20 protein-coding genes are annotated in these 18,005 nt (G+C 71.8%); 15 read left to right on the top strand and 5 right to left on the bottom strand.

The window, feature by feature from the left end; translation table 11 throughout:
• Nucleotides 1-8 precede the first annotated feature (8 nt).
• From argB to argH, 6 genes are all read left to right on the top strand, one after another.
• A complete protein-coding gene (argB, locus tag AB0K35_RS32995) occupies nucleotides 9-914 on the top strand; it encodes an acetylglutamate kinase (protein WP_363890447.1) in 906 nt (301 codons plus the stop codon).
• The gene (locus AB0K35_RS32990) at nucleotides 911-2,140 is read left to right on the top strand and encodes an acetylornithine transaminase (RefSeq protein WP_238671101.1); all 1,230 of its coding nucleotides are present in this window, start codon (nucleotides 911-913) and stop codon (nucleotides 2,138-2,140) included. Before argB ends, AB0K35_RS32990 begins: the two co-directional genes overlap by 4 nt.
• Complete coding sequence (argF, locus tag AB0K35_RS32985; protein WP_238671100.1) at nucleotides 2,137-3,105, top strand: ornithine carbamoyltransferase; 969 nt, start codon at nucleotides 2,137-2,139, stop codon at nucleotides 3,103-3,105. The genes AB0K35_RS32990 and argF overlap by 4 nt, the downstream gene beginning before the upstream one ends.
• A complete protein-coding gene (locus tag AB0K35_RS32980) occupies nucleotides 3,102-3,617 on the top strand; it encodes an arginine repressor (RefSeq protein WP_238671099.1) in 516 nt (171 codons plus the stop codon). Before argF ends, AB0K35_RS32980 begins: the two co-directional genes overlap by 4 nt.
• Nucleotides 3,614-4,825, top strand: coding sequence for an argininosuccinate synthase (locus AB0K35_RS32975; RefSeq protein WP_238671098.1), 1,212 nt, complete (start codon nucleotides 3,614-3,616; stop codon nucleotides 4,823-4,825). The genes AB0K35_RS32980 and AB0K35_RS32975 overlap by 4 nt, the downstream gene beginning before the upstream one ends.
• A gap of 76 nt (nucleotides 4,826-4,901) precedes the next feature.
• The gene (gene argH / locus AB0K35_RS32970; protein WP_238671097.1) at nucleotides 4,902-6,365 is read left to right on the top strand and encodes an argininosuccinate lyase; all 1,464 of its coding nucleotides are present in this window, start codon (nucleotides 4,902-4,904) and stop codon (nucleotides 6,363-6,365) included.
• Between the two features lie 43 nt (nucleotides 6,366-6,408).
• Here argH and AB0K35_RS32965 read toward each other — a convergent pair whose 3' ends face one another.
• The 3 genes from AB0K35_RS32965 to AB0K35_RS32955 all read right to left on the bottom strand — a co-directional run bounded on the left by AB0K35_RS32965 (nucleotide 6,409) and on the right by AB0K35_RS32955 (nucleotide 7,823).
• Nucleotides 6,409-6,762 (bottom strand): MmcQ/YjbR family DNA-binding protein, encoded by a 354-nt coding sequence (locus tag AB0K35_RS32965; protein ID WP_238671096.1) that lies wholly within the window; start codon nucleotides 6,760-6,762, stop codon nucleotides 6,409-6,411.
• Nucleotides 6,763-6,855: 93 nt separating this feature from the next.
• Nucleotides 6,856-7,281 (bottom strand): DNA-binding protein, encoded by a 426-nt coding sequence (locus AB0K35_RS32960; RefSeq protein ID WP_210786251.1) that lies wholly within the window; start codon nucleotides 7,279-7,281, stop codon nucleotides 6,856-6,858.
• Between the two features lie 86 nt (nucleotides 7,282-7,367).
• Nucleotides 7,368-7,823, bottom strand: a complete 456-nt coding sequence (locus tag AB0K35_RS32955) for a hypothetical protein (RefSeq protein ID WP_238671095.1) — start codon at nucleotides 7,821-7,823, stop codon at nucleotides 7,368-7,370.
• A 174-nt stretch (nucleotides 7,824-7,997) separates the two neighbouring features.
• Between AB0K35_RS32955 and AB0K35_RS32950 the strand changes: the two genes are divergently transcribed.
• From AB0K35_RS32950 to AB0K35_RS32930, 5 genes are all read left to right on the top strand, one after another.
• Nucleotides 7,998-8,639 carry a DNA-3-methyladenine glycosylase gene (locus AB0K35_RS32950; protein ID WP_238671094.1) on the top strand — a complete coding sequence of 214 codons (642 nt, stop codon included), beginning with the start codon at nucleotides 7,998-8,000 and terminating at the stop codon, nucleotides 8,637-8,639.
• Between the two features lie 87 nt (nucleotides 8,640-8,726).
• Nucleotides 8,727-9,812 (top strand): exo-alpha-sialidase, encoded by a 1,086-nt coding sequence (locus tag AB0K35_RS32945; protein ID WP_363890439.1) that lies wholly within the window; start codon nucleotides 8,727-8,729, stop codon nucleotides 9,810-9,812.
• Nucleotides 9,813-9,814: 2 nt separating this feature from the next.
• Nucleotides 9,815-10,090, top strand: a complete 276-nt coding sequence (locus AB0K35_RS32940; protein ID WP_238671092.1) for a ubiquitin-like small modifier protein 1 — start codon at nucleotides 9,815-9,817, stop codon at nucleotides 10,088-10,090.
• Between the two features lie 161 nt (nucleotides 10,091-10,251).
• Nucleotides 10,252-11,394 carry an LLM class flavin-dependent oxidoreductase gene (locus tag AB0K35_RS32935; RefSeq protein ID WP_238671091.1) on the top strand — a complete coding sequence of 381 codons (1,143 nt, stop codon included), beginning with the start codon at nucleotides 10,252-10,254 and terminating at the stop codon, nucleotides 11,392-11,394.
• On the top strand, nucleotides 11,391-12,026 hold the full coding sequence (locus AB0K35_RS32930; protein ID WP_238671090.1) for an FMN reductase: 636 nt from the start codon (nucleotides 11,391-11,393) through the stop codon (nucleotides 12,024-12,026). The genes AB0K35_RS32935 and AB0K35_RS32930 overlap by 4 nt, the downstream gene beginning before the upstream one ends.
• Here the strand turns inward: AB0K35_RS32930 and AB0K35_RS32925 are convergent.
• Nucleotides 12,019-12,891, bottom strand: coding sequence for a universal stress protein (locus AB0K35_RS32925; RefSeq protein WP_363890435.1), 873 nt, complete (start codon nucleotides 12,889-12,891; stop codon nucleotides 12,019-12,021). The two genes, AB0K35_RS32930 and AB0K35_RS32925, sit on opposite strands and share 8 nt — an antisense overlap.
• Before the next feature lie 135 nt (nucleotides 12,892-13,026).
• Between AB0K35_RS32925 and AB0K35_RS32920 the strand changes: the two genes are divergently transcribed.
• The 3 genes from AB0K35_RS32920 to AB0K35_RS32910 all read left to right on the top strand — a co-directional run bounded on the left by AB0K35_RS32920 (nucleotide 13,027) and on the right by AB0K35_RS32910 (nucleotide 15,770).
• On the top strand, nucleotides 13,027-13,527 hold the full coding sequence (locus AB0K35_RS32920; protein WP_238671088.1) for a GNAT family N-acetyltransferase: 501 nt from the start codon (nucleotides 13,027-13,029) through the stop codon (nucleotides 13,525-13,527).
• A 9-nt stretch (nucleotides 13,528-13,536) separates the two neighbouring features.
• Entirely contained in the window at nucleotides 13,537-14,178 is a 642-nt protein-coding gene (locus tag AB0K35_RS32915; RefSeq protein WP_238671087.1) for a YgjV family protein, read from the top strand.
• Nucleotides 14,179-14,432: 254 nt separating this feature from the next.
• A complete protein-coding gene (locus tag AB0K35_RS32910; RefSeq protein ID WP_238671086.1) occupies nucleotides 14,433-15,770 on the top strand; it encodes a hemolysin family protein in 1,338 nt (445 codons plus the stop codon).
• 22 nt (nucleotides 15,771-15,792) lie between these two features.
• Here AB0K35_RS32910 and AB0K35_RS32905 read toward each other — a convergent pair whose 3' ends face one another.
• The gene (locus AB0K35_RS32905) at nucleotides 15,793-16,182 is read right to left on the bottom strand and encodes a PaaI family thioesterase (protein ID WP_363890431.1); all 390 of its coding nucleotides are present in this window, start codon (nucleotides 16,180-16,182) and stop codon (nucleotides 15,793-15,795) included.
• Between the two features lie 99 nt (nucleotides 16,183-16,281).
• Here AB0K35_RS32905 and tyrS point away from each other — a divergent pair, with 99 nt between their 5' ends.
• The gene (tyrS, locus tag AB0K35_RS32900) at nucleotides 16,282-17,574 is read left to right on the top strand and encodes a tyrosine--tRNA ligase (RefSeq protein WP_238671111.1); all 1,293 of its coding nucleotides are present in this window, start codon (nucleotides 16,282-16,284) and stop codon (nucleotides 17,572-17,574) included.
• The last annotated feature ends 431 nt before the right edge of the window (nucleotides 17,575-18,005 follow it).

Raw genomic sequence — 18,005 nt, 5'->3', positions numbered from 1 at the left:
CCGGCACTGTGAGTCTCAGCAGCGATCTGGCTCGCGCCCAGGTGAAGGCGGAGACGTTGATCGAGGCGTTGCCCTGGTTGGCACGCTTCAGCGGCTCGACGGTAGTGGTCAAGTACGGCGGCAACGCGATGACCGACCCGGAGTTGCAGCGGGCGTTCGCTGCCGACATGGTCTTCCTGCGCTACGCCGGCCTGAAGCCCGTGGTGGTGCACGGCGGCGGTCCGCAGATCTCCGCCATGCTGGGTCGCCTCGGCATCACCAGCGAGTTCCGCGGTGGTCTGCGGGTGACCACCGCCGAGGCGATGGACGTGGTCCGGATGGTGCTCGTCGGTCAGGTGGGCCGGGAGCTGGTCGGTTTGATCAACTCGCACGGTCCGTACGCCGTCGGCCTCTCCGGCGAGGACGCCCGGCTGTTCACAGCGGTGCGGCGTCCGGCGTACGTGGACGGGGTGCCGGTCGACGTGGGTCAGGTCGGGGACGTCGAGTCGGTCGACGTGTCAGCGGTGACCGACCTGATCGAGGCCGGCCGGATCCCGGTGATCTCCACTGTGGCGCCGGACGTGGAGGGTGTGCTGCACAACCTCAACGCGGACACCGCCGCCGCGGCGCTGGCCATCGCGTTGCGGGCCCGCAAGCTGGTAGTGCTCACCGACGTGGCCGGCCTGTACGCGGACTGGCCGGACACCACCAGCCTGGTCTCCGAGATCGCCGCGGACGACCTGGCCAAGCTGCTGCCCAGCCTGGAGTCGGGGATGGTGCCGAAGATGGAGGCATGCCTTCGGGCGGTGCGTGGGGGAGTGCCCGCCGCGCACGTCGTCGACGGCCGGGTGGCGCATTCCACGTTGCTTGAGGTGTTCACCTCGGAAGGGTTCGGAACGATGGTGGTGCCGGGAGACGGGACGGACGCGACATGAGCACGTTGGCGCAGCGGTGGAAGCACTCCATGATGGACAACTACGGCACACCGCCGATGGCGTTGGTCTCCGGTCACGGCGCCGTCGTGGTCGACGACGCCGGCCGGGAGTACCTGGACCTGGTGGGTGGCATCGCGGTCAACGCCCTCGGTCACGCCCACCCGGCGGTGGTGGCGGCGGTGTCGAAGCAGGTAGCGACCCTTGGACACGTCTCCAACCTCTATGTGGCCGAGCCTCCGGTCGCCCTCGCCGAGCTGCTGTTGGCGCTCGCCGGCCGCCCGGGCCGGGTATTCTTCGCCAACTCGGGCGCGGAGGCGAACGAGGCGGCGTTCAAGCTTTCCCGGCGTACCGGCCGCACCCACGTGGTGGCCACCAGGGGCGGCTTCCACGGCCGCACCATGGGCGCCCTCGCGCTGACCGGCCAACCGGCCAAGGCCGACCCGTTCCGGCCGCTGCCCGGTGAGGTGACCCACGTCGACTACGGCGATGTCGCCGCCCTCGACGCGGCCGTCTCCGAGGCCACCGCCATGGTGATCCTGGAACCCGTCCAGGGTGAGAACGGTGTCCTGGTCCCGCCGGCCGGCTACCTCGCCGCGGCCCGACGGATCACCGCCCGGCACGGCGCGCTGCTGGTCCTCGACGAGGTGCAGACCGGCGTCGGGCGTACCGGGCACTGGTTCGCGCACCAGGCCGAGGGTGTGGAGCCGGACGTGGTCACCCTGGCCAAGGGGCTGGGTGGTGGGCTGCCCATCGGTGCGACGCTGGCCTTCGGTCCCGCCGCGGACCTGCTCACGCCCGGCTCGCACGGCACGACGTTCGGCGGCAACCCGGTCAGTTGCGCGGCGGCGCTCGCCGTGGTGGCGACCATCGCCAACGAGGGCCTGCTCGACAACGTCAAGCGGGTCGGCGAGCGGTTGCGCCACGGTATCGAGGCGCTGGGCCACCCGCTGATCGCCGAGGTACGCGGGTCCGGGCTGCTGCTCGGTGTGGCGCTCACCGCGCCGGTGTCGTCGGTGCTGGCCGAGGCGCTGCGGGAAGCCGGCTTCCTGGTCAACCCGGTGCAGCCGGGTGTGGTCCGGTTGGCTCCGCCGCTGATCCTCACCGCCGCCCAGGCGGACACCTTCCTTGCCGCGCTGCCAGCCGCACTGGACGCGACCGCCCCGGCCGCTGCCGGCGCGCAGATCGCACCAGCCACAGTGACCACCACGACGGGGACGACTCGATGACCCGGCACTTCCTGCGCGACGACGACCTTTCGCCGGCCGAACAGTCAGCGGTCCTCGACCTGGCGGCGCTGATGAAGGCGGACCGGTTCGGCCACCGGCCGTTGGTCGGGCCCCGCTCGGTGGCGGTGCTCTTCGACAAGCAGAGCCTGCGGACCAGGATCTCGTTCGACGCGGGGATCGCCGAGCTGGGCGGGCACCCCCTGGTGGTGGACACCCAGGTCACCCACTTCGGTCGCGGTGAGTCGCTCGCCGACGCGGGGCGGGTGCTGTCCCGCTACGTCGCGGCGATCGTGCTGCGGACCCACGGTGACGAGCGGATCGCCGAGGTGGCGGCGGGCGCGACGGTGCCGGTGGTCAACGCGCTCACCGACGGTTTCCACCCGTGCCAGCTGCTGGCCGACCTGCTCACCATCCGGGAGCGGTGCGGTGGCACGGCCGGCCGCACCCTGGCGTACGTGGGGGACGGCGCGAACAACATGGCGCAGTCGTACCTGCTGGCCGGGGCGACCGCCGGGATGCACGTGCGGATCGCCGGCCCGGCCGGGTTCGCGCCGGACACGGCAGTGGTGGAACGGGCCGCCCAGATCGCCGCGCGGACCGGCGGGTCGGTGCGGGTGCTGACCGACCCGACCCAGGCGGTACGCGACGCCGACGTGCTGGCCACCGACACCTGGACGTCGATGGGGCAGGAGTCCGACGGGTTGGACCGGATCACCCCGTTCCTGCCGTACCAGGTCAACAAGGAGCTGCTCGGTCAGGCCGCACCGGACGCGATAGTGCTGCACTGCCTGCCCGCGCACCGTGGTGAGGAGATCACCGACGAGGTGCTCGACGGCCCGCAGAGCGCGGTCTTCGACCAGGCGGAGAACCGGCTGCACGCGCAGAAGGCGCTGCTGACGTTCCTGCTGGGAACCGGCACGGGAGGCCAGGCGACCGGCGATGCCGTCACCGGAGGGCAGCGATGACAGCGCCGCTGACTCGCGCGGCCCGGCACGCCCGGATCGTGGAGCTGATCCGTGACCGGTCGATCCGGTCGCAGACCGAGCTGGCCGACCTGCTCGCCGCCGACGGGGTCGGCGTCACCCAGGCCACCCTCTCGCGGGACCTGGAGGAGTTGGGCGCGGTCAAGGTGCGCGGCGGCGACGGTCCGGCCGTCTACCTGATCCCCGAGGACGGGCAGCGACCGTTGCGCGACGCCGAGGCCGCGCCGGCCAGGCTGGTACGGCTGCTGCGTGAACTGCTCAACGGGGTCGACTCCAGCGGCAACATCGCCGTGCTGCGGACACCGCCGGGTGCGGCCCAGTACCTGGCGAGCGCGTTGGACCGGGCAGGCCTGCCCGAGATCGTCGGCACCATCGCCGGCGACGACACCATCCTCGTGGTGGCCCGTGAGGCCGTCGGCGGGGCGGCACTCGGAGACAAGCTCGCCGGCTGGGCCCGCCGGGAAGACACCGCTGAAGGGAACATCACGTCATGACCGAGCGGGTCGTGCTCGCGTACTCCGGCGGGTTGGACACCTCCGTCGCCATTCCGTACCTGTCCGAGCAGACCGGCGCCGAGGTGATCGCTGTCGCTGTCGACGTCGGGCAGGGCGGTGAGGATCTCGACGCCATTCGGCAGCGTGCCCTGGACTGCGGCGCCGCCGAGTCCGAGGTGGTGGACGCGCGCGACGAGTTCGCCGCCGAGTACTGCCTGCCGGCGATCCGGGCCAACGCGCTCTACATGGACCGCTACCCCCTGGTGTCGGCGCTGTCCCGGCCGCTGATCGTCAAGCACCTGGTGGCGGCGGCACGCAAGCACCGCGGCACGATCGTGTCGCACGGCTGTACCGGCAAGGGCAACGACCAGGTCCGGTTCGAGGTGGGCCTGAACGCGCTCGCCCCCGACCTGAAGATCATCGCGCCGGCCCGGGACTTCGCCTGGACCAGGGACAAGGCGATCGCCTTCGCCGAGGAGAAGGGGCTGCCGATCGACGTGTCGGCCAGGTCGCCGTACTCGGTCGACCAGAACCTGTGGGGTCGCGCGGTGGAGACCGGCTTCCTGGAGGACATCTGGAACGCCCCGGTCGAGGGCCTCTACTCGTACACCTCCGACCCGACCCAGGAGCGCGACCCCGACGAGGTCGTGATCACCTTCGACGGCGGCGTGCCGGTGGCGATCGACGGTGAGACGGTCACCCCGTACCAGGCGATCCTGGAGCTCAACCGGCGCGCCGGCGCGCAGGGCGTGGGCCGGCTCGACATGGTCGAGGACCGCCTGGTCGGCATCAAGAGCCGAGAGGTGTACGAGGCGCCCGGCGCGATCGCGCTGATCACGGCCCACCAGGAGTTGGAGGCGGTGACCGTCGAGCGGGACCTGGCCCGGTTCAAGAGGGGCGTCGACCAGCGCTGGGGCGAACTCGTCTACGACGGGCTGTGGTTCTCGCCGCTGAAGGCGTCGCTGGACGCGTTCATCGACGACGCGCAGCGGCACGTGAGCGGCGAGGTGCGGGTGATTCTGCACGGCGGCCGGGCCACTGTGACCGGCCGGCGCTCCGAGGCGAGCCTCTACGACTTTCAGATGGCCACCTACGACACCGGCGACACCTTCGACCAGTCCCTGGCCAAAGGCTTCGTGCAGCTGTGGGGGCTGCCGAGCCGGATGGCCGCCGCTCGGGACGCCCGGCTGGGCGGTGGCGGCCAGTGACATGTGTGAGCGCGGAGACTGAGCAGGCGCGGCAAGCGGGCCCCGCAGTCGCGAGCGAAAGGCAACCAACGCAATGATGGGCGACGTGGACGACAAGAGCCTGACTGAGAACAGCGCCGCCACCAACCGGACGAGCCTCTGGGGTGGCCGGTTCGCGGGCGGCCCCGCCGAGGCGCTCGCCCGACTGTCGGTGAGCGTGCAGTTCGACTGGCGCCTGGCCCCGTACGACATCGCCGGGTCCCGGGCGCACGCCCGGGTCCTCGCTGGCGCGGGCCTGCTCGATCCGGAGGAGCTGGGCCGGATGCTGGCCGCGCTGGACGACCTGGAGGCCGCCTGCGCCTCCGGAACGTTCCGCCCCACCATCGACGACGAGGACGTGCACACCGCGCTGGAGCGCGGTCTGCTGGAGCGTCTCGGCAGCCTCGGTGGCAAGCTGCGCGCCGGCCGGTCCCGCAACGACCAGGTCGCCACCGACCTGCGGCTCTACCTGCGCGACCACGCCCGGGGCGTGGCCAGCCGCCTGGTCGAGCTGGCGGAGGCGCTGGTCGAGCAGGCCGAGCGGCACATCGACACCGCCGCGCCGGGCATGACCCACCTCCAGCACGCCCAGCCGGTCACCTTCGGGCACTGGCTGCTCGCCCACGTGCAGCCGCTGCTGCGCGACCTCGAGCGGCTGCGCGACTGGGACCACCGGGCGGCGATCAGCCCGCTCGGCGCGGGCGCCCTGGCCGGGTCCGGGCTCCCACTGGACCCGGTGGCGGTGGCGAAGGAGCTGGGCTTCCGTACGTCGTTCGCCAACTCGATGGACGCCGTCGCCGACCGGGACTTCGTGGCCGAGTTCCTCTTCACCACCGCCCTGATCGGGGTGCACCTGTCCCGGCTCGGCGAGGAGGTGGTGCTCTGGACCTCGCACGAGTTCGGCTGGGTGGAGCTGGACGACTCCTTCGCCACCGGTTCGTCGATCATGCCGCAGAAGAAGAACGCGGACATCGCCGAGCTGGCCCGGGGCAAGTCCGGGCGCCTGGTCGGCGGCCTGGTGACGGTGCTCACCATGCTCAAGGGCCTGCCGATGACCTACGACCGGGACATGCAGGAGGACAAGGAGCCGGCCTTCGACGCGGTCGACACCCTGGAACTGCTGCTTCCGGCCCTGGCGGGAATGATCTCCACGATGACGGTCCGGGTGGACCGCCTCGTCGCCGCCGCTCCGGTCGGCTTCTCCCTCGCCACCGAGGTCGCCGACTGGCTGGTCCGGCGCAACGTGCCGTTCCGCGACGCGCACGAGATCACCGGCCAGTTGGTGGCACTCTGCGCGGCTCGGGAGTGCGAGCTGAACGACGTCTCCGACGAGGACCTGACCGCGATCAGCGGGCACCTCGACCCGTCGGTGCGGGACGTGCTCTCGGTCCGTTCGGCTCTCGCGGCCCGGACCACACCTGGTTCCACCGGCCCTGGCCCGGTCGCCGATCAGCTCGCCGCCGCGGCGGACCGGCTGGCCGGTTGGCGGGAGTGGGCCACCGAGGCTGTCGTTCCGCGCTGAGCTGTGCCGTGGCGTCGGCGCTGGCCGCCGGCGCCGCGGCGGTTCAGGCCGTCGGGCGCTCCCGCTTGGGGAGCTTCGCCACCACCATGTCGTACGACGAGTCGACCGCCTCGGTCAGCTCCTCGTCGTCGATTCCGCCGTCCAGGCGCAGCGTGTTCCACCCGGACCGGCCGATGTAGGCCATCACGCTGGCGTCGTCGGGGTGTCGGTGCAGCCACTCGTCGGCCACCTCCCGGGTCGCCCCGCACTTGATGCCGACCGTCGGCTTGCCGTTGTCGCTGCCGAGGAACGCGAAGATCCGGCCGCCCACCTTCACCACCTCGTCGCCCTCCCACGGCTGGTCCAGCCACGCTCCCGGCTTGGCCAGGCAGTACGCCAGCATCTCCGCGCGCTCCATGGGTGCCTCCTCGTCGTGCGCACAGTGTGCCCGCCCCGCAGCCGTCGTAGGCGCGGCGTGCCGATCCGGGCGTCGGTTTGAGGACGTACCGGATCAGGGGGTCTGCTCGGCCGAGCGGGCGGCGACCCGCTCGTAGCGCTGCCGGGCCGCCTGTGCGCTGCCCAACCCCAGCCCGTAGGCGATCGCCTGCCAGGTCAGCCCCCGGTCGCGGGCCAGCGTCAGCAGGCCGGCCTCCAGGGCGTCGAGCTCGGCGCGGACGTGGGGCAGCAGGGTCAGCGCGGCGGTCAGGTCGGCGGCGTCGATCGGCTCTTCCGCGGGTTCGCGCTCGGCCCCGCCAGCGGCCAGCGCGGTGACCAGGGCGACCGCCTCCCACGGGTCGAGCACGTACGGGTGGGCCCACCGGCCCCGCCGCGTGTCGGTGCCGGCGTGCCGCTCGCTGATCCGTTGCAACGCCTCGTGGGTGCGGTGGGCGCGGGCCCGGCCCGGGTCCGGCGCGGTGAAGATGTCCTCGGTCGTCATACCCCGAGCACACCTTATGAACGTCAGATTGTCAACGAACTGTTGAAGCCTGGCGGCACGGGCATGCCGTGCCGCCAGGCGACGCCTCAGAACGCCAGGTTGAACGGGCGCTCGTCGTGCATGGGTGTGCAGTACGGGTCACAGGGGCTCGCGGTCAGCACGCCGAACGCGACGCCCGCTGCGAACGGACGCTCGACCGGGATCACCGCGATCCGCACCTGCTGGGTGCCCTCCGCGCAGGTGACCCTCCGAACCGTCGTGCCCGCGCGCATCGTCTGGCCGACCGCCTGCGCGACCTTGACCGTGAGATCGAAGTCGACGGCCTTCGAGCAGGTGACGGTGACCGGCACGATCGCCGCCGCGCCCTTCGCCTCGATCTTGCCCGTGGCGCCGACCACGAACGCGGTCACAGACGCGTCGTCGGCCTGCGCCGCGGCCCGCAGTGGGACGCTCGCGCTGGCCGACGGGGTGAAGGCCAGGGTCGCGGCTGCCGCGACGAGACCGGTGGCGATCAGTGGTCGCCGGATGCTCCGTACGGTCATGGTGGTTTCCTCCCGTGTGTGTCGTCGCTCCCTGCGACGACATCGGGAACACTCCCGAGCCGGTGCTCGGGTTTCACTGTTCGGCCGACTGTCTGATCTGCGACGTGAGTCTTGTTCGGGCGGCGCGGAAAGGTCAGCGCGCCGGCCGGTGGCGGGATGGGTACCGTCGGGGACATGACCCTGTCGTCCGGTGACCGCGGCACCGCCGCCGACCTGGTGGCGCTGGCGGACCTTCTCGCCGGTCCACTGCTGCCGGCGGCGCGCGGGCTGCTGGGCTGCCTGCTGCACGTCGGCGGGGTCACCGTCCGGATCACCGAGGTCGAGGCGTACGCGGGAAGTGGCGGTGATCCCGCCTCGCACGCCCATCGGGGCCGCACCCCGCGCAACGCCGTGATGTTCGGCCCCGCCGGGCACGCTTACGTCTACTTCACCTACGGGATGCACTGGTGCATGAACGTGGTCACCGGGGTCGAGGGGGAGGCCTCCGCCGTGCTGCTGCGCGCCGGCGAGGTGGTCGACGGGCTGCCCACGGCACGGGAGCGCCGGCCGGCCATCCGGCGGGACGTGGACCTGGCCCGCGGGCCCGCCCGGCTCTGCTCGGCGCTCGGCATCGACCGCGAGGCGTACGGGGCGTACCTGCTCGGCGACGGCCCGGTCCGCCTGCGTCCGCCGGCCCGGCCGGTGCCGCCGGAGACGGTGGTGGCGGGCCCCCGGGTCGGCGTGACCGGCGCCCACGATCTGCCCTGGCGGTTCTGGCTCGACGGCGACCCCACGGTCAGCGCGTACCGCCGGCACGTGCCCCGCATCCGGCGCTGAGAGCGCCGTCCGCGTGTGGGCACGGAAGTCTGTCGGGGGGTGTGGCCATAATCACCGGATCTGCTCACCGACGGTTCGGAGGACGTCATGGCAAGACTGCTCGCGATCGGCACGGCCAAGGGATTGTTTCTCGCCACCAGCACCGACGACCGGCGCAGTTGGGAGATCACCGGTCCGCACTTTCCGATGACCGGTGTCTACGCCGTCGCTGTCGACACCCGTCGTTCCGCCCCGCGGCTGCTGGCCGGCATGACCAGCTCACACTTCGGCCCCAGCGTCGCCACCAGCGACGACCTCGGCGCTTCCTGGGACGAGCCCGACCAGGCGCCTGTCGCGTTTCCGGCCGACACCGGCGTCTCCCTCGGGCGGGTCTGGCAGTTGATGCCGGCCGGCCCCGACGAGCCGGACGTCGTCTGGGCGGGCACGGAGCCCTCGGCGTTGTTCAAGTCCACCGACGGTGGCCGCAGCTTCGAGCTGGTCCGTTCCCTCTGGGACCACCCGCACCGCCCGCAGTGGGAGGGCGGCTTCGGCGGTCAGGCGGTGCACACCGTGCTGCCCCACCCTCGTGACCCGGCTCGGCTGCTTGTCGCCATGTCCACCGGCGGGGTCTACCGCTCGGAGGACGCCGGGGCGAGTTGGACGCCGGGCAACACCGGCATCCGCGCCTACTTCCTGCCCGACGAGTGGCCGGAGTTCGGCCAGTGCGTGCACAAGGTGGCCCGGGACGCCGGCAACCCCGAGCGGCTGTACGCGCAGAACCACCACGGCGTCTACCGCTCCGATGACGACGGCCGCACCTGGTCCTCGATCGCCGATGGGCTGCCCAGCGACTTCGGCTTCCCGATGGTGGCCCACCCGGGGCGCGGCGGCACGGTGTGGACCTTCCCGTTGGTGGCCGACGGCGAGCGGTACCCGACCGACCACCGGTGCCGGGTGTTCCGTTCCGTCGACGCGGGCGGCAAGTGGGAGCCGCTGTCGGTCGGGCTGCCCGAGGGCCCGTTCTATCCGGCGGTGCTACGCGATGCGATGTGCGCCGACGACGCCACCCCCGCTGGCGTCTACTTCGGCACCCGCTCCGGCTCGGTCTTCGCCAGCCGCGACGAGGGCGACTCCTGGTCGTTGGTCGCGGCGCACCTGCCCGACGTGCTCTGCGTTCGCGCCGCGGAGGTCTGAGCGTGGTCACCGTGCTGCTGCCCGGCCCGCTGCGCGGCGAGGCCGGGGGCGCGAGTCGGCTGGACGTCACCGCCGCCGGGACGCTACGGGCGGTCCTCGACGAGATGGCCGCCGCGCACCCCCGGCTGGCCCGGCGCATCCGCGACGAGCGTGGCGAGCTGCGTCGCTACGTCAACGTCTTCGTCGACGGGGAAGACTGCCGGCACTCCGGCGGTCTGGCCACCCCGGTCAAGGACGGCGCTGAGGTGCAGGTGCTGCCCTCGGTGGCGGGCGGCTGACCGGCCCGACGCCGAGGGAGTTCCCGACCCGGTGTCCGGTTGCGGGGGTGACCGGCGCCACTGCGGGGCGTACCGCCGACGGAATAGTTGCGTCGTCAAATAAGTTGAGAGCTGCGTCCGGGTACCACGACGGCACCCGGTTGACACGCGAGGAGCTGGTCATGCAGTTCGGAATCTTCACCGTCGGTGACGTCACTGTCGATCCGACCACCGGTCGGGAGCCGACCGAGCATGAGCGGATCAAGGCGATGGTCGCCATCGCGTTGAAGGCCGAGGAGGTCGGCCTGGACGTCTTCGCCACCGGCGAGCACCACAACCCGCCGTTCGTGCCGTCGTCACCGACCACAATGCTCGGCTACATCGCGGCGCGCACCGAGCGGCTGCTGCTGTCCACCGCCACCACGCTGATCACCACCAACGACCCGGTGAAGATCGCCGAGGACTACGCGATGCTCCAGCACCTCTCCGACGGCCGGGTGGACCTGATGATGGGCCGCGGCAACACCGGCCCGGTCTACCCGTGGTTCGGCAAGGACATCCGCGCCGGCATCCCCCTGGCCATCGAGAACTACGACCTGCTGCACCGGTTGTGGCGCGAGGACGTGGTCGACTGGAAGGGCAAGTACCGCACCCCGTTGCAGTCGTTCACCTCGACGCCGCGCCCCCTCGACGGCGTGCCCCCGTTCGTCTGGCACGGCTCGATCCGCAGCCCGGAGATCGCCGAGCAGGCCGCGTACTACGGCGACGGCTTCTTCGCCAACCACATCTTCTGGCCCAAGGAGCACACCCAGCGGATGATCGCGCTCTACCGCCAGCGGTACGCGCACTACGGCCACGGCTCCGCCGACCAGGCCATCGTCGGCCTCGGTGGGCAGGTGTTCATGCGTCGCAACTCGCAGGACGCGGTCCGGGAGTTCCGGCCCTACTTCGACAACGCCCCGGTCTACGGGCACGGGCCGTCGTTGGAGGAGTTCACCCGGGAGACCCCGCTGACCGTGGGGAGCCCGCAACAGGTCATCGACCGCACGCTCGGCTTCCGGGAGTACGTCGGTGACTACCAACGGCAGCTGTTCCTGATGGACCACGCCGGGTTGCCGCTGAAGACCGTGCTGGAGCAGCTCGACCTGCTCGGCGAGGAGGTCGTGCCGGTGCTGCGCAAGGAGTTCGCCGCGCTGCGTCCGGCGCACGTGCCGGCAGCGCCGACGCACGCCTCGCTGGTCGTCGCCGCGGGCGGTGCCACTGACAGCACCGTGCACGCCGTCGACGACGTGACGGGCAAGGCGCCGGAGGGGGCGACCCGATGACCCGCCGCACCCTGGCCGTGGTCTCGGCGGGGCTGAGTCAGCCCTCGTCGACCCGGCTGCTCGCCGACCAGCTCGCCGCGGCCACCCGCGACGAGTTGGTCCGGCGCGGCTCCGAAGTGGAGCTGCACGTCGTCGACCTGCGCGAGTACGCCCACGACGTGGTGAACAACATGCTCACCGGGTTCGCGCCGGCAGCGCTGCGCGAGGTCATCGACACGGTGACCGGGGCGGACGGGCTCATCGCCGTCACCCCGATCTTCAGCGCCTCGTACAACGGGCTGTTCAAGTCCTTCTTCGATGTGTTGGATTCCGAGTCGATGGTCGACCGGCCGGTGCTGATCGGCGCGACCGGCGGCACCGCCCGGCATTCGCTGGCACTGGAACACGCCGTCCGCCCGATGTTCGCCTACCTTCGGTCGGTGGTCGTCCCGACAGCGGTCTTCGCCGCCCCGGAGGACTGGTCCGACGGCACCGCCGATGGCGCGTTGCGCGCTCGGATCCGGCGCGCCGCCGGGGAGCTGGCCGACCAGATCGAGCGCCGGCCACCGGCCACCGGTCCGGCCGACCCGTTCGCCCTCACCACCGACTTCCTGCAGATGCTCGGCCGAGGTGACGGCGAGGCGGTCAGCTGACCGGGTGGGCGACCAGCACCGGGCAGTGCGCGTGCTGGATCGCCGCCTGACTGACCGAGCCGAGCAGCAGACCGGCGAACCCGGCCCGGCCCCGGGTGCCCACGACCAGCAGCGACGCCGTGGCGCTGGCCTCGATGATCCCCTGGGCCGCGCCGTCCGCCCGGACCGGATGCTCCCGCACCACAAGGTCGGGGTGTTCGGCGCGCACCACGGCTGAGGCGTCGGCGAGGAGTTTCACCGCCTCGGCCTGGTACACGGCCTGCGACTCCTCGATCTCGTCGGGCACCCTCCGGTCCTCGTTCGGAGGACCGACGTGCACCAGCACCAGCGGCACGTCCCGCAGCCCCGCCTCGTCGGCGCCCAGGCCCGCGGCGAGCCGGGACGACTCGGACCCGTCCACGCCGACCAGCACCGGGCCGTCCACCGGGATCGGCTGCTCGTCCGGGCGGACCACAAGCGCCGGGCAGTGGGCATGCGCGGCCACCTGCGCGCCGACCGAGCCGAGCAGCAGCCCGGTGAACCCGCCCAGGCCCCGGCTGCCCACCACGACCAGCTCCGCCCGGCGTGACTCCTCGATCATGGTGGCCGCCGGGCCCCCGAGGACCTGACGCACCTCGACGGCGAGGCCGGGCCACCGGCCGGTCAGCTCGGCCGCCGTGCGCTCCAACATCTGCTGCGCCTCCTCGGGCGGCGCCGGCACCCCGAGGTCGTACGGGTTGAGCGGCACGCCGTAGCCGGACGGATGCAGGTAGCCGTGCACCAGGAGCAGCGGTCGGGACCGGAGCACGGCGGCCCGCGCCGCGTGTTCGGCGGCGACGAGGCTGGACGGCGATCCGTCAACGCCCACCACGACAGGTCGGTTCATCGGCGCTCCCTGGGTCGGTCAGGTCATTGTCGACCGCTCGGGCGCTCCGCAGGGGCCGGACGCGCCGGCCCGTGGCCGCCGCCGGCTGACTCCGCGCCGCCGCTTAGTGTCACGGCCGTTGCGTACCCTCGGCCGATGACCTCCGATCTGCTGCTGCGCCCGGTCCGTGAGGACGACCTCGTCGAGTTCTTCCTGCACCAGCAGGACCCGGAGGCCAACCGGATGGCCGCGTTCGGCCCCAAGGACCCGTCCGACCGTCGGGAGTTCGCCGCACACTGGGCCCGGGTGCTGACCAACCCGGCGAACCTGGTCCGCACCGCCGAGGTCGACGGCGAGGTGGTCGGCTACGTGACCGCCTTCCCGGCCGAGCGGCAGACCGAGGTCAGCTACTGGATCGACCCGGCGCGCTGGGGTCGGGGCCACGCCACCGCGGCCCTGGCCGCCCTGCTGCGCGAGCTGCCCCGGCCGGTGCACGCCCGCGCCGCCAAGGACAACGCCGCCTCCCTCGCGGTGCTGCGCAAGTGCGGGTTCGTGGTGGTCGGTGAAGACTCGGGGTACGCCAACGGCCGCGGCGAAGACGTCGAGGAGTGGCTGTTGGAGCTGCCCGCCGACGCCTCTGACCTGGGTGGGCACTAGTCTCGCGGCGTGAACTGGTTGGATCTCGTCGGCTGGGCCGGCTCCGCGGTGCTGGTCTGGTCGCTGCTGCAGTCGCGCATCCTGCGGTTGCGGGCGCTCAACCTCGTCGGCTGCTTCGTGCTGATCGGCTACAACGCCGCGATCGAGGTCTGGCCCGGCGTCGGGCTCAACGTCGTGCTCGCGGTGATCAACATCTGGTACCTGCGCGGGATGCTCGCCACCCGGCACGACGAGAAGACCTACCAGGTGGTGGAGGTCGGCGTCGGTGACCAGTTCCTCGCGCACACGCTGCGGGTGCACGCCGCCGACATCGCCCGGTTCAACCCCGGCTTCCACTGGGACCCGGACGCGTCGGGGCGCTCGGCGTTCCTCGTGGTCACGGCCGACGAGGTGGTCGGCGTGGTGCTGTCGCACGCCGAGGCGCACGGTGTCGCCCAGATCGACCTGGACTACGTGACCCCGAAGTTCCGTGACTTCACCCCGGGCGAGTTCGTCTACCGGCGCAGCCACCTGTTCACCGAAAGAGGCTTCCACCGGGTGGTCAGCCCGCCCCGGATGGTGGCCCCCTACTACCACCGGCTCGGCTTCCGCCCGGAGGGCGACTCGTACGTTCTCGACCTGCCGACGTCGCCGACGCCCCAGTCGGCGTAGCGTCACCGTCGCTCCTGCCGGCGTAGCGTCACCGTGGCCCCTGCCGGCGTAGCGTCACCGACGCCCCTGCCGGCGTAGCGTCACCGACGCCGATTCGACGTAGCGTCACCTCGCCCGATTCGGCGTAGCGTCGCCGGGGCAGGATTCGGCCGGCGCCGGACGGGGCAAAGACACGCCTACGCCGGGCGGGCTCGCCGACCGGCGGGTGCCGCGTGTAGCGGCCGGTGCCACCACCACGAGGGAGCGAACCGGGCGTGCAGAGCTACGGGAGCCAACTGGCCCTGGTCGGAGTCCTGGTCGTGATCAACGCGCTCTTCGCGGGCAGCGAGATGGCGTTGGTGTCGCTGCGCGACAGCCAGATCCAGCGGCTGGAGCGCACCAGCCGGGCCGGGCGGGTGCTGGCCCGGCTCGCCAAGGACCCGAACCGCTTCCTGGCCACCATCCAGATCGGCATCACCCTCGCCGGCTTCCTGGCCTCCGCCGCCGCGGCGGTCTCGCTGGCAAAACCCCTGGTGCCGCTGCTCGGGGTGTTCGGCGGCGCCGCCGAGACGGCGGCCATCGTGGCGGTCACCCTCGCGCTGACCTTCGTCACCCTGGTCTTCGGCGAGCTGGCGCCCAAGCGGATCGCCATGCAGTCCGCCGAGCGCTGGGCGCTGCTGGTGGCCCGCCCGCTCGACCTGCTCGCCAGCCTCACCCGGCCGGCCGTCTGGGCGCTCGGCGCCACCAGCGACGTGGTGGTCCGCCTGGTCGGGCTCAACCCCAAACACGAGCCGGAGGAGATCGGCCCGGACGAGCTGCGTGACATCGTCGCCGGCAACCACGGCTTCACCAAGGAGCAGCGCACCATCATCGCGGGTGCCGTGGAGATCGCCGACCGGCGGTTGCGGGCTGTCCTCGTACCCCGGTTGCAGGTCTTCACGCTCGACAGCGGGACCACAGCGGAGGCCGCGCGGCTCGTGCTGGCCGCCACCGGGCACTCCCGAGCTCCGGTCGTGCGCCACGGCGGCCTGGACGACACGGCCGGAGTGATCCACCTGCGTGACCTGGTGGGTGTGCCCGACGACCGGCCGGTCGACGAGATCGCCCGACCGCCGATGCTGCTGCCCGACTCGCTACCGGTGGTGGACGCGCTGCGCCAGTTCAAGGCCGAGCGTCAGCACATCGCGCTCGTCGTGGACGAGCGCGGCGCCGTCGACGGCATCGTGACGCTGGAGGACATCCTGGAGGAGATCGTCGGCGAGATCTACGACGAGACCGACCGGGATGTGCGCTCGGTGCGGCGCGACCCCGACGGTGCGCTGGTGCTGCCCGGCACCTTCCCGGTGCACGACCTGCCGGACATCGGCGTGGAGCTGCCGTCGCGCCCGGCCGGTGACTACACCACGGTCGCCGGGCTGGTGCTGACCCGGCTCGGGCACATCCCCACCGTCGCCGGGGAGGACGTCACGCTCGACGGTTGGGTGCTCATGGTGGCCGGCATCGACCACCGGGCGATCACCGAGGTACGGCTCAGCCGCGTACCCGACGAAGCCGACGGCGACGCCGACACCGACCAGGCCGCGGAGCCGATGCTGGACGAGGCCCGCAGTTGACCGGTCCGGCTAGTGCCGCCGCTCAGGCGGGCGAGAGGTTCTGCAGCCGGACCTGACCACGGGCGACCAGCCGCTCGTCGGCGTCGGTGATCTCCACCTGCCAGAGCTGCTGGCTGCGGCCCCGGTGCACCGGCGTGCCGACAGCCCTCAGCTCACCGTCCCGGACGGCCCGCAGGAAGTCGGTCTGGTTCGACACCCCGACCACGCTGCCCCGGTCGGCCAGCCAGAGGGCGCCACCCACGCTGGCCGCACTCTCCACGACCGAGCAGTACACCCCGCCGTGCTGGATGCCGAACGGCTGGTGCAGCTCCGGGCGGACCTGCCAGCTGATGACCACCCGGTCGGCGCTGGCCTCCTCGAACTTGAGGCCGAGCAGGGCGACGAGACCGCCCGTCAGATCCGGAATCTCCATGGCAAAGCCCTCCTTGATCAACGGGCGCAAGCCTAGCCGGGGCGGGTTGCGCCAAACCCGGTACGGGTTGGTGCCGGCCATGGGGGAGAATCGGTGACCGTGACCGACAGCAGCCCTCCGCCGCCCGGGCGGGACTCCCTGACCGACGACCTGCTCTGGCGTGGCCTGATCCAGGACTCGACCGGCCTCGACGAGCTGCGCGAGCTGCTCGACGGTGGAAAGTCCGCCACGTACTACGTGGGCTTCGACCCCACCGCGGCGAGCCTGCACGTCGGCTCGCTCATGCAGGTCACCATGGCCCGCCGGCTGCAACTCGCCGGCCACCGCCCGTTGCTGCTGGTCGGCGGGGCGACCGGGCAGATCGGTGACCCGAAGGAGAGCGCCGAGCGGACCCTCAACCCGCCCGAAGTGATCGCCGGATGGGTCGAGCGCATCCGTGACCAGCTGGCGCCGTTCGTGTCGTACTCCGGTGAGAACGCGGCCCAGTTGGTCAACAACCTGGAGTGGACCGGCGAGATGTCGGTGGTCGAGTTCCTGCGTGACGTGGGCAAGCACTTCCCGGTGAACAAGATGCTCGCGCGGGAGGTGGTGCGCGCCCGCCTGGAGACCGGCATCAGCTTCACCGAGTTCAGCTACCAGCTGTTGCAGGCAAACGACTTCTTCGAGTTGCACCGCAGGCACGGCTGTCAGCTCCAGTTCGGCGGCTCCGATCAGTGGGGCAACATCACCGCCGGCGTCGACTACGTGCGCCGACGGGGCGCGGGGCCGGTGCAGGCGTTCACCACGCCCCTGGTCACCAAGTCCGACGGCACGAAGTTCGGCAAGACCGAGGGCGGCGCCGTCTGGCTCGACCCCACGATGACCAGCCCGTACGCGTTCTACCAGTTCTGGCTCAACGTCGAGGACCAGGAGGTGGACCGCTACCTGCGGTACTTCAGCTTCCGGACCCGCGAGGAGTTGGAGGAGCTGGCCAAGGCGACAGCCGAGCGGCCAGCGGCCCGGTTGGCGCAGCGGGCGCTCGCCGAGGAGCTGACCACCCTGGTGCACGGTGCCGAGGAGACTCGACAGGCGATCGCCGCCAGTCAGGCGCTCTTCGGCCGCGGCTCGTTGGACGAGCTGGCGCCGGAGACCCTGCGGGCGGCCCTGACCGAGGCGGGTCTCGTACGCCTCACCGGCGAATTGCCGGATGTGGCGGGTCTGCTGCGCGACTCCGGTCTGGTCAGTGGCCTCAAGGAGGCTCGGCGGGTGATCGCCGAGGGCGGCGCCTACGTCAACAACAACCGGGTGACCGCTGTGGACGCCGTGGTGTCGCCGACCGACCTTCTACATGGGCGATACCTGGTGCTGCGCCGTGGAAAGCGTTCGTTCGCTGGCGTTGAGCTGGGTGAATAGCCATCTGTCGACGATGTGACGGGGGACGCGTCCGGCGGATTTGACGATCATCCCGCCGGACGCGTAACTTTCTCTCTGCCAGCGCGGAACGGACGAAACAGGCGAAAGCCTGAAGCGGCCGGAGCGCCGGCGAACGACCTGGGGGTCGGGTGGGCACGCCCACCGGAGCCCCACCCGGGAGGTGCCGCCAGAAACGCCGCGAGGCGGATTTGGCGCCGCGAAACCGACCGGGTATGGTTACGAACCGGCAGGGCACCGGGCGGGTCGCGGGAAATCGCGACGGCCGGCCTGCCGAATCCATGACGAGAGCGGCGCAAGCCGGTTGCGACATGGTGCCCGCATTATCGGTTGAAGCATGGCGAACCGCGAAATATCGGTTTGACACGGTGGAAACGAGCGGGTAACGTAGTAAAAGTGCCTGGCGCTGATAG

This window comes from Micromonospora sp. NPDC053740, assembly GCF_040677775.1.
Taxonomy (GTDB): domain Bacteria; phylum Actinomycetota; class Actinomycetes; order Mycobacteriales; family Micromonosporaceae; genus Micromonospora; species Micromonospora alfalfae.
The sequence above is the reverse complement of the archived record's forward strand: the minus strand, read 5'-3'. Positions and strand labels throughout refer to the sequence as shown.